At 53.9% G+C, this 16224-nt stretch carries 14 protein-coding genes; 10 read left to right on the forward strand and 4 right to left on the reverse strand.

Annotation, left to right across the window (positions count from 1 at the left end):
* Positions 1–209 precede the first annotated feature (209 nt).
* The 4 genes from IE092_RS11565 to xseA form a co-directional block, all read right to left on the reverse strand.
* Positions 210–2840, reverse strand: a complete 2631-nt coding sequence (locus IE092_RS11565; protein WP_189357335.1) for a S9 family peptidase — start codon at positions 2838–2840, stop codon at positions 210–212.
* Between the two features lie 361 nt (positions 2841–3201).
* Positions 3202–4068 (reverse strand): DMT family transporter, encoded by an 867-nt coding sequence (locus IE092_RS11570; RefSeq protein ID WP_189357336.1) that lies wholly within the window; start codon positions 4066–4068, stop codon positions 3202–3204.
* A gap of 197 nt (positions 4069–4265) precedes the next feature.
* Positions 4266–4844, reverse strand: coding sequence for a superoxide dismutase [Fe] (sodB, locus tag IE092_RS11575; RefSeq protein ID WP_189357337.1), 579 nt, complete (start codon positions 4842–4844; stop codon positions 4266–4268).
* A gap of 226 nt (positions 4845–5070) precedes the next feature.
* Positions 5071–6432, reverse strand: coding sequence for an exodeoxyribonuclease VII large subunit (gene xseA / locus IE092_RS11580; protein ID WP_189357338.1), 1362 nt, complete (start codon positions 6430–6432; stop codon positions 5071–5073).
* Between the two features lie 1201 nt (positions 6433–7633).
* Between xseA and IE092_RS11585 the strand changes: the two genes are divergently transcribed.
* The 10 genes from IE092_RS11585 (at position 7634) to IE092_RS11630 (ending at position 16174) form a co-directional block, all read left to right on the forward strand.
* On the forward strand, positions 7634–8239 hold the full coding sequence (locus tag IE092_RS11585; protein WP_189357339.1) for a MotA/TolQ/ExbB proton channel family protein: 606 nt from the start codon (positions 7634–7636) through the stop codon (positions 8237–8239).
* 2 nt (positions 8240–8241) lie between these two features.
* On the forward strand, positions 8242–8688 hold the full coding sequence (locus IE092_RS11590; RefSeq protein ID WP_189357340.1) for an ExbD/TolR family protein: 447 nt from the start codon (positions 8242–8244) through the stop codon (positions 8686–8688).
* An 85-nt stretch (positions 8689–8773) separates the two neighbouring features.
* Positions 8774–9814 (forward strand): tetraacyldisaccharide 4'-kinase, encoded by a 1041-nt coding sequence (lpxK, locus tag IE092_RS11595; RefSeq protein ID WP_189357341.1) that lies wholly within the window; start codon positions 8774–8776, stop codon positions 9812–9814.
* Positions 9795–9983, forward strand: coding sequence for a Trm112 family protein (locus tag IE092_RS11600; protein WP_189357342.1), 189 nt, complete (start codon positions 9795–9797; stop codon positions 9981–9983). Before lpxK ends, IE092_RS11600 begins: the two co-directional genes overlap by 20 nt.
* Positions 9980–10750, forward strand: a complete 771-nt coding sequence (gene kdsB, locus IE092_RS11605) for a 3-deoxy-manno-octulosonate cytidylyltransferase (protein ID WP_189357343.1) — start codon at positions 9980–9982, stop codon at positions 10748–10750. The genes IE092_RS11600 and kdsB overlap by 4 nt, the downstream gene beginning before the upstream one ends.
* 190 nt (positions 10751–10940) lie before the next feature.
* Positions 10941–11597 (forward strand): adenylate kinase, encoded by a 657-nt coding sequence (adk, locus tag IE092_RS11610; RefSeq protein WP_189357344.1) that lies wholly within the window; start codon positions 10941–10943, stop codon positions 11595–11597.
* A 570-nt stretch (positions 11598–12167) separates the two neighbouring features.
* Entirely contained in the window at positions 12168–12926 is a 759-nt protein-coding gene (locus IE092_RS11615; RefSeq protein ID WP_189357345.1) for a 3-hydroxyacyl-CoA dehydrogenase, read from the forward strand.
* A 112-nt stretch (positions 12927–13038) separates the two neighbouring features.
* Positions 13039–14220 (forward strand): patatin-like phospholipase family protein, encoded by a 1182-nt coding sequence (locus IE092_RS11620; protein WP_189357346.1) that lies wholly within the window; start codon positions 13039–13041, stop codon positions 14218–14220.
* A gap of 46 nt (positions 14221–14266) precedes the next feature.
* On the forward strand, positions 14267–14881 hold the full coding sequence (purN, locus tag IE092_RS11625; protein WP_189357347.1) for a phosphoribosylglycinamide formyltransferase: 615 nt from the start codon (positions 14267–14269) through the stop codon (positions 14879–14881).
* A gap of 30 nt (positions 14882–14911) precedes the next feature.
* Positions 14912–16174: an RsmB/NOP family class I SAM-dependent RNA methyltransferase gene (locus IE092_RS11630; RefSeq protein WP_189357348.1), complete on the forward strand. Its 1263-nt coding sequence runs from the start codon at positions 14912–14914 to the stop codon at positions 16172–16174.
* The last annotated feature ends 50 nt before the right edge of the window (positions 16175–16224 follow it).

Here is a 16224-nt window from a genome sequence, read left to right on the forward strand (position 1 = left end):
ATGCGGATTCTGGCATAGCGATCCGGCGGTCGTCGGCAGAAGGTCCGGGCCTCCGTCAATGCCGGATGCGGATAGCTGCACAGCGCCTGCTGATTTTCGCTCAGGATTCGTTTGATCCACCGTTCTGATTACTGCTGAGAACGGACAATAAAAAAGCCATCCGGCGTAAGGCCGGATGGCTTTTCTGTCATGCAGACATCAGCAAGCGATCAGCGCTTGCCTTCGCCCAGATGCTGCAGGAAGAAGGCTTCGTACTTCTTATGCCATGCTTTGGGCTTCACTGCACCGCCCATACCATGTTCGCCATCCGGATCGAGGAACAGATCCACCAGCGCTTCCTTGCCGTTTTCCAGCAGGGCGCGGTACACATTCACGGTGTCCTGATACAGCACGTTCGGGTCCTGCATACCGTGTACCAACATCAGCGGTTTTTTCAGACCGGCAGTCAGTGGCAGCAGCGAATACTTACGCAGATTTGGTTTGCTGCGGTCGGTTTTGCCGATGGTGCGGCCGCTGTACCAGCTGTTGTAGTTCTCCCATTCCGTCGGGCCGGCACCGGCAATACCGGCAGCGAAAACGTCAGGGCTGGTGTACATCGTGTACTGAGTCTGGAAGCCGCCAAAGCTCCAGCCGGTCAGGCCGATACGTTTGCTGTCCACGCCGAAGTTTTTGGTCATGTACTTGACCAGATCTTCCAGATCTTCGGTTTGCGGTTTGCCAGCCTGTTCCCAGTTCGCATCGCTGAATTTACGGCCATAGTTGGAATGACCGCGCGGGTCCACCGCCACCGTCACATAACCGTGTTTCGCTGCCATATACATGCCGAACAAATGCGCGGTTGGCTGGAAGCTGTCCACTTCCACGATATGACGGTCATTCAGCGGGCCACCGTAGGTGTAGACCACGGCTGCGCGCTGGTCTTGCGGTGTCCAGTCTTTTGGTTTGAACACAAAAGCCTGAATCTGATCGCCATGACGATTCGTGAAGCTGAAACGCTCCGGTGTCAGGCGTGCAACATCTTTCCATTTCGGATCATGGCTGCTGGTCAGGGTACGGGTTTTGTGGCTGGCAATGTCAGTAAATTTCAGCTCAGGACGGTTACTCCAGTTGCCGCTGACGCTGGCCAGTTTGTCACCCTGATAGCTGACATCTGATGCACGGTGGAATTCACCGCTCTGACCAATCGCCTGCATGTCACCATTTGCCAGCTGCACTTTGTACACATTCATTGCGGCGAAATCATCTTTGTTCGCCAGCACAAACATGGTTTTGCTGTCCGGTGTGTAACCCAGCACCTGATGGGCTTCGAAATCACCTTTCAGTACCGCGCTGGCTTTGCCGTTCGCGATATCAATGGTGTAAGGCTGACGATAGCCTTGCTCATCCAGCACGGCGATCAATTGTTTGCCATCCGGTGTGAAGTGCGGACGAATCACATTCACCACTTCGTGACCGACATTGCCTTTGCGTTCGAACACCATTTTCGGTTTGGCTTTTTCGTCGGCATTACCAACATAAATGCGCAGCAAATCTTTTTCACGTTCCCAGGTCGAGAAGGTGTAGCGGCTGCCGTCTTTGGCCCAGCTCACATCGCTCATTTCAAACCAGACATCGCCACCGGCATTGGTGAAGACCGGTTCCGGCTGGCGGCTGCTGGTGTCGCCGGTGCGGCGGATATACAGGGCGCTGGCCAGAATTTTGCGTTTGTCATCCGACACTTCACGCGGCACTTTTTTCGCCGTGGCAAATCGGTCGTTGTAATTCATGATTTCGACCTGACGCTCAGACGCAGGACGGGGTTTACCAGTTTCCGGATCAACATCCGGTGCCTCGGCAACAATCGCCATCCATTTTTTATCTTCGGTCAGGGTCGTCGAGCTGATGCGGTATTTTTTCTCTGCATCATCAGCAAAAATCAGTTCCGGATTCAGCTGGCGAATCACGCTGGAATCAAACGCTGCGCTGTACAGGCGTTTTTCATCCATATAAATATACCCTTTATCATCCGCCTGATATGCAGCGATACGTTCCGGTTTATCGGTTTGTGTTAAACGCTCGATTTTGCCGGACGATGCCTGCAGGCGGAACAAATCACCACGGTACTGGAAAATCAGTTCGCTCTTTTTATTCGCCCAGACATAGCTTGCCACGCCAGGATACAGATCACCGGCTTTTAATTTGTTTTTTGCGATTTTCTTTTTCAGTTCATCGCGCAACTCCCACAGCTCTTTTTCTTTTTCCGCTTTCTTTTCTGCAGGCTTGTCGGCAGCTTTGTCAGCTGTTTTATCGTCGCCGGCTTTATCGTCTTTGGCAGCTGCTTTTTCTTCTGCTTTCTTTGCTGCTTCTTTGGCTTTTTTCTCTGCCAGTTCTTTTTTCAGTTCAGCAATGGCTGCTTCTTCCCACTGAAACAGATTCACGTTTTCACCGCGCAGATAGGCAGCCTGTGCTTCAGCTTTGGCCTGACGTTCCGCTTCTTCTTTATCGCGCTGCGCCAGTTTTTTATCGAAACGGTCCCAGACTTCCGGTGCATCGTAGCTGCGCATCAGCGCAGGCGAGGTAATGCGGCGGGTTTCGCCGGTCTGGGTATCGTACAGATACAAATCTAAACCGGCTTCGCCAAACGGATTCCAGATGTATGCCAGATAACGGCCATCATGGCTGAAATTGATTACATGCGCCGACTGGCCGGCATAGCTCTTGGCACGGAACAATTGCTCCAGCGTCAGATCGCTGCTGGCAGACTGCGCCGCCGGTGCCGTATCGGCATGCACCACGGCAGGTGCAGTACTGAACAATGCACACGCCAGTGCCACGCTCAGGGTCAGATATTTTGGTGTCATAGTGGAAATCCCCGGTGAGAAAAAAGCTTCACGCCCGGCAACGGCGGCACAGGCATGAAATCTTGCATAAACAGGCTGGAATAGACAGGATTACCGCACAGCAGTTCCGCAATCACAGGAATAGAGCGGAGAAACCTAGAAAATTTGCTGTAAGCCTTCAGCAGCCATCAAAGATTGTGCCTTTATGTCTGTCTGCAATCCGCTGTCGGATAGGCAGCAAAAAGCGGATTGTTTATGGCTGAGCGAATGTTTTAATCAATTGATCAGAACATACTCTCTGATCCGGTTCAGGTTCCGGATGTCAAAAAAGGCGCAGCAGCGCCTTTTTTGTTTTGTCAGCAGCACAGAAAGCAGAAGGTCATCAGCGTGATGGCCGCACTACCAGTGCCACACCGGCCAGCGCGATCAGCATGCCGGTTGCTGCTGTTAATGTGAAGCTTTCGCCGAACATCAGCCACGCCATCAGTGCGGTGACAGCGGGCACTAAGTACATATAGCTGGTGACTTTGGTGGCTTCGCCGTGACGTATCATCACAAACAATACGGAAATGCCGATACCGGATAACACCAGTACGGACCAGGCCATCGCAATGAAAAAGCGCGCTGTGTACTGGATTGTCTGTGTTTCCAGCATCAGTGCAAACGGCAGTGTGACCAGTAACGATGCTGCAAACTGGATCACTTGTCCGGTCCGCACATCCACCGCAGGACAAAAACGTTTCTGGTACAGCGTGCCGGTCGTCATGGAAAACAAGGCCATCACCGCCAGCGCAATACTGGCGCCGGATAATCCAATTGCTGAAATTTTATTTGAAACGACCAGCGCCACGCCGCTGATGCCGAGTGCCAGACCGAACCATTGTTTACCGCGTACTCTTTCGCCAATCAGCGGACCGGCCACCGCGGTCAGAATCGGCTGGATATTCGCAATCAGCGCCGCCACACCGGCTGGCATGCCGAGTTTGACGGCGCACCAGATCCCGCCCAGATAACCCGCCTGCATCAGTACGCCGGCCACGGCGATCGGTAAGACTTGTTTTTTTGATGGCCACGGTGCATGCATGAAGATCGCGAGCAGCAACATCATCAGCACCACGCCGCTGTAGCGCAGACACAGGAAAGTCAGCGGTTCCGCATATGGCAATCCGAACTTGGCAACGACATAGCCGGAAGCCCAGATGAAGATAAAAATCGCAGGGAAAAAACGTATCAGGCGGCTGGCTGGCATGGTGTGGTCTTTACAGTCCGGTACAGGTTGGGTTTGTCGCTGAACGCTGCACAGTGTGGCAGTGCAGGTCAGGCAGAAGCGGATTATCCCATGCGACTTTTACCGTCAGAATGCAAAAAACCCGCACTGCCAATACAGTTGCGGGTTTTTTCATACTGTGCAGTTTGTTTGACCTGCACAGTTGCCAGACGCAGAAATTACGCGAAGTTTTTCGCTGCGAATTCCCAGTTGGTCAGCGCCCAGAATGCTTCCAGGTACTTAGGACGTACATTACGGTAGTCGATGTAGTAAGCGTGTTCCCACAGATCGCAGGTCAGCAGTGGTTTGTCTTCAGTCGTCAGCGGTGTTGCTGCGTTGGATGTGTTGACGATATCCAGTGTGCCGTCTGCTTTTTTCACCAGCCATGTCCAGGAGGAACCGAAGTTACCTACTGCGGATTTGGTGAAGGCTTCTTTGAACGCGTCAAAAGAACCCCATTTTGCATTGATTGCATCTGCCAGCGCGCCGCTTGGCTGACCGCCACCGTTTGGTGTCAGGCTGTGCCAGTAGAAAGTGTGGTTCCAGATTTGCGCTGCGTTGTTGAATACGCCGCCGGAGGATTTTTTCACGATCTCTTCCAGAGACAGGGACTCAAACTCTGTACCTTTGATCAGGTTGTTCAGGTTGGTCACATAAGTCTGGTGATGTTTACCGTAGTGGAATTCCAGTGTTTCTTGAGAGATATGTGGCGCCAGAGCGTCCAGTGCATAGGGCAATGCCGGTAAGGTATGTTCCATGTTGCGTCCTTTAAATTAACAGTGGTTTCCGTCGGTATAACGGCAAAGACCGCATTGTAAGCGTTTCGCGCAAAGCTTGCAGCCTTTGCAGCAGAAATCCGCATGCGGCTTAGGGATATCGCCAGCGTTTCTGCCGTGGAGCGGCGGGTTGATATGCATAATTGCGCATTTGCCGACTTTTAACGCTGTTTTTTGCACGTTTTTGAGCCGTGTATTACCGACAGCATTATTCCAGCGTCGCTTGTACCGATGCCAGTTCTGCGGTCGCGCTGCCTTCTGCCAGCTGAATGTGGTAGGCCTGATGCGGTTTCAGGGCAGCCGGCGAGCGCAGGATGCGGCCTTGCTGATCGCGCAGTATGGCGTAACCGCGTTCCAGTGTGCGTTGCGGGTTCAGCGCTTCCAGTTGCGCCTGCCATTGCTGCAGGCTGGTCTGGCGCTGCTGATGCTGCTGGAACTGCGCACGCTGCAAGCGCTGTTGTAATTGTTGCAGTTGCTGTCCGGCCTGCCGGATATCAGGCCGCTGCGCCTGCCAGCGCTGTTGCAGCAGGGTAAGTGCCTGCTGACGCTGGTGTAGCCGGTATTGCCAGACTTGTTTCAGCCGGTTTTCCCATTGTTGCAGGGTTTGCTGTTGCTGCCGTATCGCTGCCTGCGGACTGATCAGGCGACGGTTCAGATAGTCCAGCGTCTGCTGATGTTGCTGAAACCGGCGCTGCCAGCTGCGCTGCAGGCGTTCCTGCTGCTGATTCAGCTGTGTCAGCCAGTGCTCACAAGGCTGACCGGTCAGTTCGGCCGCTGCAGTCGGTGTCGGTGCGCGTAAGTCGGCAACAAAGTCGGCAATTGTGAAATCCGTTTCATGCCCCACACCGCTGATAACAGGAATATCACTGTGGGCAATGGTTCTGGCCAGCATTTCATCATTGAATGCCCATAAATCCTCGATGCTGCCACCGCCACGGCAAAGAATCAGCACGTCACACTCGGCACGGTCGTTGGCGGTGGACAGCGCCAGTGCCAGTTTTGCGGCTGCGCCTTCGCCCTGCACAGGCGCCGGATACAGGATCACTTCGGCATGCGGCAGACGGCGTTTGAGTGTGGTCAGCACATCGCGCAAGGCAGCGGCCTGCGGACTGGTAATCAGGCCGATCCGTTTCACAAACGCCGGGAGCGGGCGCTTACGTTCGGCAGCCAGCAAACCTTCGGCTTCGAGGGTGGCTTTGATGCGCAGAAACGATTCATACAAATGCCCGACACCGGCCCGGCGTATCGCTTCCACCGTCAGCTGATAATCGCCGCGCGGCGCATACAAACCGACGGTAGCGCGCACTTCCACCTTATCGCCTTCACGCGGCTGAAACTCTGCATACATTGCCCGTCCGCGGAACATCACGGCTCTGACCTGCGCACCGGCATCCTTCAGTGTGAAGTACCAGTGGCCGGAAGCGGCGCGGGTAAAGTTGGATATTTCGCCGCTGACCCAGAGCAAGGGAATCTGGCGCTCCAGCAACTGGGCGACAGCATTGTTCAGTGCGGAAACCGACATCACAGACGGCATCGCAGCGCGGTTTAAAACAGGAGACTCAGTATTCATGCGGGTTTTCAGGCAAAAAGCTTTCCACAAGCAGCAAACATGCGGTAAGCATCGCATCCGGACGGGGGCTTGTCAAAGTGAATGAAAACTGCTGCGCTAAGTGATTGATTATTCGGGATTTTCACTTTGCAAAATGTTTGTGCATCCTGAAAATATCCTTACAAATCAATGACATTCAGGGGACTGTGCAGGCTTTTGCACAAGCTTATCCACAGAAAATGTGGGCAACTTGGGGATATCTTTTTCGGATGGCACACTGCAGCAAGCTGCCTGTTTTTTAGGCAGAAAAGAAAATGACTTTCAATTCAGGGACTTAGCATGCTTTACCGGCCACTCTTCACAGTCTTTTCCACAAAAAATGTGCAAACTGTGTGAAGTTACCCACTGTTTCAGTCGGTCAGACGGGTACGTTGTTGCTGCTTAAAAAATAGTCAGAACAAGATATTCAATATAAATCAAAGACTTAGTGATAATTCCGGCGATTTTGCACATGGTTTTCCACATAATTTGTGCAAAATTCCGGGGCAAGCTGGCTTTGAGTCTGCATTTACGCCGGAAAAAACAGTAAAACGCAGGGAAAGCGGTATTTGCTTAATTTTTAAGCGTAAATGGTTTATCTTTTAAAATCATGGGTTTACGGCGCAATTACATAACTTTGCACATAGTTTTCCACAAAAATTGTGAACAGTCTGAGCGGTTTGTCCCGGTGTTGGGGAAAAAACGCCATTTCGGGTTCTGCACACGCCTTAAGGTCGTTTTGCCTAAAAAACAGGCATTGATATAAATGGTTTTAAAATCAGTGACTTAGCAGGCTAATCCCTGACTTTTCACATGTTTGTCCACAAAAAGTGTGCAGAACCATGCAGTGAAATGAACGGTATATCCGGACTGCTGCGGGCTGTTGCCGCTGGCTGAAGTGCTGCCTAAAAAATAGGCGGAATAAGTTTATTGAATAAAATCAGTGACTTAGCGAGATATCGCAGGCTTGTCCACAAGCTTCCGCACAGAAAATGTGTAGATCCGTGGATATTCCGGTCTGCGCCTTGTTGTGCCCCGTGTCGTCCGGTACTTGCCCGTGATGGGCGAACACGTTACATTGCGTGCTGCACAAAACTTTGCACCGCAAGACCGGCCGACTATGGTCAGCATGCTTCGCGGTGCGCACTGCCTGCTGTTATTCCACCTGTTTAAAGGAGTCACTTTGTTAGCTATATTTCAGGCCGCTGGCTGGCCCATGTATTTTTTGCTGCTGGCATCCATTATTGCGCTGGCGCTGATCGTAGAACGTACGGTTTCGCTGCGCGCCAGCAAAATTCTGCCTTCGACGCTGCTGGATGAAGTGATCCGCGTACACCAGAGCGGTAAAGCGACGCCGGAAGTGATTCGTCAGTTATCTGAAAACTCTCCGCTGGGTCGCGTACTGGCAGCCGGTCTGCGCAATGTGAATGCGCCGCGCGAAGTAATGAAGGAATCCATCGAGGAAGCGGGCAGTGGTGTTGCACACCAGCTGGAACGTTTCCTGACCACACTCGGCACGATTGCTTCGCTGGCACCGCTGATGGGTTTGTTCGGAACGATTGTCGGTATGATTGAAATTTTCGGTTCCCAGACCGCAACCGGTGCGAATCCGGCGCAACTGGCACACGGTATTTCTGTCGCACTCTACAACACCGGCTTTGGTCTGCTGATCGCGATGCCGACGCTGGTGGCATACCGCCACTTCCGTGCGCTGGTCGATGGTCTGGTTGTGGAAATGGAGCAGCAAGCCGTGAAATTTGTTGACGTGGTACACAGCGCCAGGAAATAAGCATGAATTTTCGTAAAGGAAGAGGACGGGAAGAGCCGGAAATCAACCTGATCCCGTTCATTGACGTGCTGCTGGTGATTCTGATTTTCCTGATGGTCACCACCACTTACAGCCGTTTCACCGAACTGCAGATTACCCTGCCGACCGCTGATGCGGAAAAAGCGCAGGATAAACCGCAGCAAATTGAAATCGGGATTGATGCGCAGGGCCGTTACAAGATCAATACGCAGGCTGTTTCGTTTATTGATACTCAGACGCTGGCAGAAGACTTGAAGAAAGCTGCGGCGGAAATCGGCAAGCAGCAATCCGGTACGGCGGTGGATCCGGTTATTATCATCAATGCGGATAAAGCGGCGACGCACCAGTCCGTGATTGATGTACTGGAAGCGGCGCGGATTGCAGGTATGGCGAAAGTCACGTTTGCAGCACAGACCGGTAATAAAAATTAAGGCAAAGGCGGTGCTGCCGCCGTTGGCCGGAATGCGGAATATTCCGTGATGCAGGGAGCCGGTGGCTCCCTCTTTGTTTTGAGCTATGCGTCTATCAATAGAATCTTTTCTGCATCGCCAGTGGCAGCAGCGTGGCTGGTGGTCATGGCTGATGCGTCCGCTGAGTGCGCTGTACGGATACTTGTCCGGGCGCGCAAAACAACAGGCTTTGTGCCAGCAGCAGCGCATACCGGTGCCGGTGGTTGTTGCAGGAAATGTGTTTGTCGGCGGAACCGGTAAAACGCCGCTGGTGATTGCGATCGTGCAGCATTTGCAGGCGCAGGGTTTGCGGCCGGGGGTGATTTCACGCGGCTACGGCGCATCGGCTGAAACGGTTTGTGCCGTAACGCAATCGACATCAGTGACGCAGTCCGGTGATGAGCCCTGGCTGATACACTGGCATACCGGTGCGCCGGTATTTGTCGGACGTCGCCGCACCGATGCGGCACTTGCCTTGCTGGCAGCGCATCCGGAAACCGATGTGCTGATTGCGGATGACGGTTTGCAGCATTATCAGCTGGGACGGGATATTGAGCTGGTGCTGTTTGATCAGCGCGGCTGCGGTAACGGTTTGCTGTTACCTGCCGGTCCGCTGCGCGAAGCTGCCAGCCGGCCGCGGGATTTCACGATTCTGAACGCGCCGCACAGTATCGACGTACAGCAAGTTCCGGGGCTGGCGGCAGAATCCGGCGTGGTGCGCATGGTTTTACAGCCCGGCTCCTGCTGGCAACTGACAGATCCGGCGCAGCGTCGCCCGCTGTCCGCATTTGCCGGTCAGCAGGTGACAGCGGCGGCCGGTATCGGGCATCCGGAACGTTTTTTCCAGACACTGCGCGGTGCCGGCATACAGCCGCAGACCATGCCTTTACCTGATCATTATCAATTCTCAGCGACAGATTTTCAGTCCTGCGATAGTCAAACCATACTGATCACAGAGAAGGATGCAGTAAAATGCCTGCAAATTCCGGCACTGAAGAATGACCGGCGTATATGGGTGCTGCCTGTTGAGGCACAACTGACGCCGTCTTTCCTTGCCGACCTGACTCAAATGATTTCGGAGAAACAGCGTGGAAGCCCGTCTGCTTGATAATCTGGTGTGCCCATTGTGCAAAGGCCCGTTAACCCATCACAAAGCCAAAAAAGAACTGGTTTGCTATGCAGACCGTCTGGCATTTCCGATTCGTGATGATATCCCGATTATGTGGGTCGATCAGGCCCGTACCCTGACTGCAGAAGAAGCGGAAAGCCGCACATGAGTGCGGCAGGTTTCATCGCGATTGTGCCGGCAAGACTGGCATCCACCCGTTTGCCTGACAAGCCGCTGGCCGATATCTGCGGCAAACCGATGGTGGTGCGCACGGCAGAGCGCGCAAAAGCGTCCGGCGCAGCGCGCGTTGTGGTGGCGACGGATCATGCCAGCATTGTGGCTGCCTGCGAGCAGCACGGCATTGAAGTAATGCTGACCCGTGCGGATCATCCTTCCGGCACTGACCGCATTGCGGAAGTCGCACATGCGCTGGGTTTGCCGGCGGATGCAGTGATCGTGAATGTGCAGGGCGATGAACCGCTGATCGATCCGGCGCTGATTGCAGCCTGTGCAGAACGCATCAGTGCCGGTGTACCGATGGCGACCGCTGCGCACGATATTCACAGCGCGGATGAGATTTTTAATCCGAATGTGGTGAAAGTGGCACTGGATCGTCAGCAGCGTGCATTGTATTTTTCCCGCGCAACGATTCCGTGGCACCGTGATGCATTCGCGCATGGTACACAACAGGTGCCGGAAAATTATCCGGCGCTGCGCCATATCGGAATTTATGCGTATCGCAATGATTTCCTGCAACAGTATCCGGCGCTGCCTTTGTCGCCGCTGGAACAGATTGAATCACTGGAACAGTTACGTGTGCTGTGGAATGGTTATGCGATTGCCGTACACGTCACAGAAGACAGTCCCGCGCCTGGCGTAGATACGCCGGCTGATCTGGAAAAAGTGCGCGAAATTTACCGGAATTTGCAAAAATAAGCGCGAACTGCACAGATTTTCATGGCAATTCATCAAGAATCGCCAAACTTGTGGTAAGTTTGGTGAAAAGTTTGTGTGATATTCAGGAAGTGCTGCCGCGTTACTGCAGCCCGCGCCGCCGGTGGTATGGTCCCTGCGGTGCATTTCCGCGCTGAACAAGAATTTAATTTAACTCGTCTTAGGAACTATTATGCGTCTTATTTTATTGGGAGCGCCAGGCGCCGGTAAGGGCACCCAAGCTAATTACATCAAAGAAAAATTCAATATTCCTCAGATTTCCACCGGCGACATGCTGCGTGCAGCGGTGAAAGCCGGTACGCCGCTGGGTATCGAAGCGAAAAAAGTGATGGATGCCGGCGGTCTGGTTTCTGACGATATCATCATCGGTCTGGTCAAAGACCGTCTGCAACACGATGACTGCAAAAACGGTTACCTGTTCGATGGTTTCCCGCGCACAACCCGTCAGGCAGATGCAATGAAAGAAGCCGGCGTGCAAATCGATTACGTTCTGGAAATTGATGTGCCGGACGAAGCGATTGTTGACCGCATGAGCGGCCGCCGTGTTCACTTGCCATCCGGTCGTACCTATCACGTCAAATACAATCCGCCAAAAGTGGAAGGTAAAGATGATGAAACCGGTGAAGACCTGATTCAGCGTGATGACGATAAAGAAGAAACCGTCAAAAAACGTTTGAACGTCTACCACGAGCAAACGGAAGTGCTGGTCTCTTACTACGGTGACTGGGCGAAATCCGGTCAGCCGGGCGCGCCGAAATACCGCAAAATCGCGGGTATCGGTGCAGTTGAAGCCGTGCGCGATGCGGCATTTGCAGCACTGGCAGACTAATCGCCTGCATTCACTATCCGGTAAGCTGATCCTTACCAGACAAAAAACCGCTTCCTGCTCCGGAAGCGGTTTTTTTATGTCTGTCTTATCTGCGGAGTCAGCGTGCTGATCATCATTGGTGGCATCTTCCGTGGTTGCTGAAAGTCTGTGGTAATGCTTTGCGGGTGCCGGAAATGCCTGAAATACGCTGAAATGCGGAGTACAGCACAGCGATCCGGCGGTCGCCGGCAGAAAGTCCGGGCTTCGTAAAATGGCTGATGACGAACTTTGCATAGTCTGACCTGATTTTTGCTGCGGTGGCACGCAGTCAGCGCGACCGGCTGCGTCAGCCAGATGCCTGGCAGCGCAGTTCATCACCTAGCGTGCCGAGGGTGTTAAAAACCTGTTTTTTGTCAGATTGTCGCGACCGGATAAATCAGTTTTTACCCGTTTATGAGTACAATACCGATATGACGTTTACGTAAACGTAATGGCATCACAGCGTCATCACAATGTGTACATTGTGCAGCGTGTTTTTAAAGTTCGGCTGTTCGTTCATCGATAGTTCACCCATAACGCAGAGAGACAACTATGCAAATTCAAAATAACGTATTCATCATCACCGGCGGTGCATCCGGTCTGGGCGCAGCAACTGCGCGTTTGCTGGCTGAAAACGGCGCGAAAGTCGTGATCGCTGACGTGCAGGACGAAGCCGGTAAAGCACTGGCCGCAGAATTAAACGGTGTGTTTGTACGTTGTGATGTGACATCGGAAGCGGATGGCAAAGCTGTGGTGGAAGCTGCGACAGCTGCAGGCACGCTGCGTGGCCTGATCAACTGCGCCGGTGTGGCACCGGCAATGAAAACCGTCGGCAAAGACGGCCCGCACGCACTGGATGTATTCCAGCGTGTGATCAATATCAATCTGGTCGGTACCTTCAATATGTGCCGTCTGGCAGCGGATGCGATGAGCAAAACCGAAGCCGCAGAACACGGCGAGCGCGGTGTGATGATCAATACCGCATCGGTGGCGGCTTTTGACGGTCAGATCGGTCAGGCAGCTTATGCATCGTCCAAAGCAGCCGTTGCCGGTATGACACTGCCGATGGCACGCGATCTGTCACGCAACGGTATTCGTGTAATGACGATTGCGCCGGGCATTTTCGAAACACCGATGCTGCTGGGTATGCCGCAGGAAGTACAGGATGCACTGGGCAAAATGGTACCGTTCCCGCCACGCCTCGGCAAACCGGCAGAATACGCGCATCTGGCAAAATCGATTATTGAAAACGTCATGCTGAACGGCGAAACCATCCGTCTGGACGGCGCCATCCGTATGCAACCGAAATAACAACAGCAAACCGGCCCGGTTTGCACGCATCCTGCAGTGCGGCATGACTTCAGCGTCTGCCGCCGTTACACTGGTCAGCATGAGGCTGAAGGCCTCGATACCGGAGTGAACTATGCATGATCCTGCGCAGACAGGGCTGATACTGACCGGTGGCGGCGCCCGTGCCGCCTATCAGGTCGGTGTGCTGGACGAAGTCAGACTGATACTGCAAGAAGCCGGCGTTGCCCGCCAAACCAATCCTTTCGGCATTATTTGCGGTACGTCCGCCGGTGCCATCAATGCTACCGCACTGGCATGTCGTGCCGACGATTTCCATGATTCGGTACGTAAGATCGTCAAAGTCTGGGCCAGTTTTCAGGCAGGGCAGGTCTACCGTGCTGATTCTTTGGGCGTGATCCGTTCCGGCGCACGCTGGCTGACGCTGTGGTCGTTTGGCTGGCTGCTGAATAAATGGCGCCGCTCACCGCCCAATTCTTTGCTGAACAATGCGCCGCTGGAAGCTTTACTGGGGCGTATGCTGGATTTTGACCGCCTTGATCGCGTGCTGATGAATGGCCAGCTGAAAGCGCTGGCGGTGACTGCTTCTTCATATACAGCAGGTCAGCATCTGACCTTTTATCAGACAGAAATGCCAGTGGAGCCCTGGGTGCGCACTCAGCGTCTGGCGCAACGGGATATTATTTCGGTACGCCATCTGATGGCGTCTTCCGCCATTCCGTTTGTGTTTCCGGCGGTGGCACTGAACTGGGAAGGGCAATTGCAGTATTGCGGTGATGGTTCCATGCGCCAGCTGGCACCGATCTCCCCCGCGATTCATCTGGGTTCACGCCGTGTTATGGTGATCGGTGCCGGGCGTCTCGGCGAACCCGTGCGTGTCTGTACCGAAGCTGCACAGTATCCCAGTCTGGCTCAGATTGCCGGTCATGCGATGTCCAGTATTTTCCTTGACAGTCTTGCCGTTGATATCGAGCGTCTTACCAGGATCAATAAAACCCTGTCTTTGCTGCCGCCGGAATTGCTGGCCGCCACCCCGCTGAAGCCAGTGGATGTGCTGGTGATTGCACCCTCCGAGCGACTGGATGAAATTGCTGCGCGTCATGTGCATAACCTGCCTTTGCCGGTGAAGACCATGCTGGGCGGCATCGGTGCGACGGAAGTGCGCGGTTCGGCACTGGCTTCCTATTTGCTGTTCGAATCCAGTTATACGCAGGAACTGATTGCCCTCGGTAAGAAAGATACCCGCGAGCGGCGCGATGAAGTCCTGCACTTTTTCGGCTTATCACAAAGTACATAATCCGTTCCGATTTGGGAAACGACGCGGTCAACGGTAAAATGGCGGGATGAAAAATATCGTCATCCTCATTTCCGGCCGTGGCAGTAACATGCAGGCCATCGTCAAAGCCTGCCAGCAGGAACAATGGCCAGCCCGTATTGCCGCCGTCATCAGCAATAAAGCCGATGCCGGTGGTTTAGCCTTTGCAGAACAACACCAGATCCCGGCGATCGTCGTCCCCAGTAAGGGCGCAGCCAGCCGTGAAGCCTACGATGCCGAGTTGCAGCGGCAAATCGATGCTTTTTCACCGGATCTGGTGGTGCTGGCCGGTTTTATGCGCATCCTGACCCCGGCGTTCACTGCGCATTACGAAAACCGTATGCTGAATATCCATCCGTCGCTGCTGCCGTCGTTTGTCGGCTTGCATACCCATCAGCAGGCGCTGGATGCAGGCGTGAAAGTCCACGGCGCGACCGTGCACTTTGTCACGGCTGAACTGGATCACGGCCCTATCGTGGCACAGGCGGTGGTACCGGTACTGGACGGGGATGATGAAGATACGCTGGCACAGCGCGTTCTGGTACAGGAACATCTGATTTATCCGCGCGCTGTACGGCAATTTATTGAGGGAAGAATGACTGTTGAGGGCAATTGTGTCCGTATCACGGCAGAAGATGCCTGATTTTTCCCGTTCCGAATCTGAAGGAAGTTTATGAGATTACATCCGGCCGTTGTTGGCCATACTGAAAACGTACTGCGCGAAATTCTGCGTTTCGCTGGTCCCGCAGACGTGACTTTGTCCCGCTATTTCCGCGAAAACCCGCGCCTTGGCGGTCGTGAACGCGGCGTGATTGCAGAATCGGTTTACTGCTTACTGCGTAAAAAAACCATGCTGACCGCATTTTCCGAATCCGGTTTCGGTCCGGCGATGCGTCGTCTGGCCTTGTTATCGATTGCCGAAATCACCGGCGTGGAAGCGATTGCTGGTCTGGAAGCCGGTGAAGCAGAGTGGCTGAAGCGGGTTGCGCTGATTGACCGTCAGCATTTGCCGCTGGGTCAGCGCACCAGCATGCCAGCATGGCTGTGGGATAAGCTGACGGCATTGCACGGCGAAGAGGGCGCATTTGCGCTGACAGAAGCGCTGAATACCAATGCGCCGCTGGATCTGCGCGTGAATCTGCTGAAGGCCAATCGCGACAGTGCTAAGGCAGAACTGTCTGAAGCCGGTATCGAAACCGAAGAAACACCGTTCTCCGCAACCGGTTTGCGCGTGAATCGCAAACCTGCTCTGCAAAACACCACCATCTTTAAAAACGGCGGTATTGAAGTGCAGGATGAAGGCAGCCAGTTGCTGGCGCAATTGCTGGGTGCACGCCGCGGCGAAATGGTCATTGATTTCTGCGCCGGTGCCGGTGGTAAAACGCTGGCGCTGGGTGCGATTATGCGCAACACCGGCCGCCTGTACGCCATGGATGTTTCCGAAAAACGTTTGTCCAAACTGAAGCCGCGTCTGGCGCGCAGTGGTTTGTCGAATGTACATCCGGTGCTGATCGCGCATGAACGCGATGCCAAAATCAAACGTATGGCAGGCAAGGCTGACCGCGTGCTGATCGATGCACCGTGCAGTGGTCTCGGTACCCTGCGTCGCAATCCGGATATGAAATGGCGTCAGCAACCGGAAGATATCGCAGAACTGAATCAGAAACAGGCGGCGATTCTGGACAGTGCTTCGCGTCTGGTGAAAGCCGGTGGCCGTCTGGTGTATGCGACCTGCAGTATTCTGGAAGATGAAAATGAAGCGATCGTGCAGGGCTTCCTGGCACAGCATCCGGAATTCGAACTGATCCCGGCTTCGCAGGTGTTGCAGGAGCAGCGCGTGGAACTGGAAATGGGCGATTATCTGAAGCTGTATCCGCATCTGCATAAAACGGATGGCTTCTTTGCTGCGATCCTTGAGCGCAAAAAAGCAGCCTGAATCACTGTGAACTGATCTCTTAACCCCTCTGACCACAGAGGGGTTCTTGT

Source organism: Cognatundibacterium squillarum (assembly GCF_014652435.1).
Lineage (GTDB): Bacteria > Pseudomonadota > Gammaproteobacteria > Burkholderiales > Burkholderiaceae_D > Undibacterium > Undibacterium squillarum.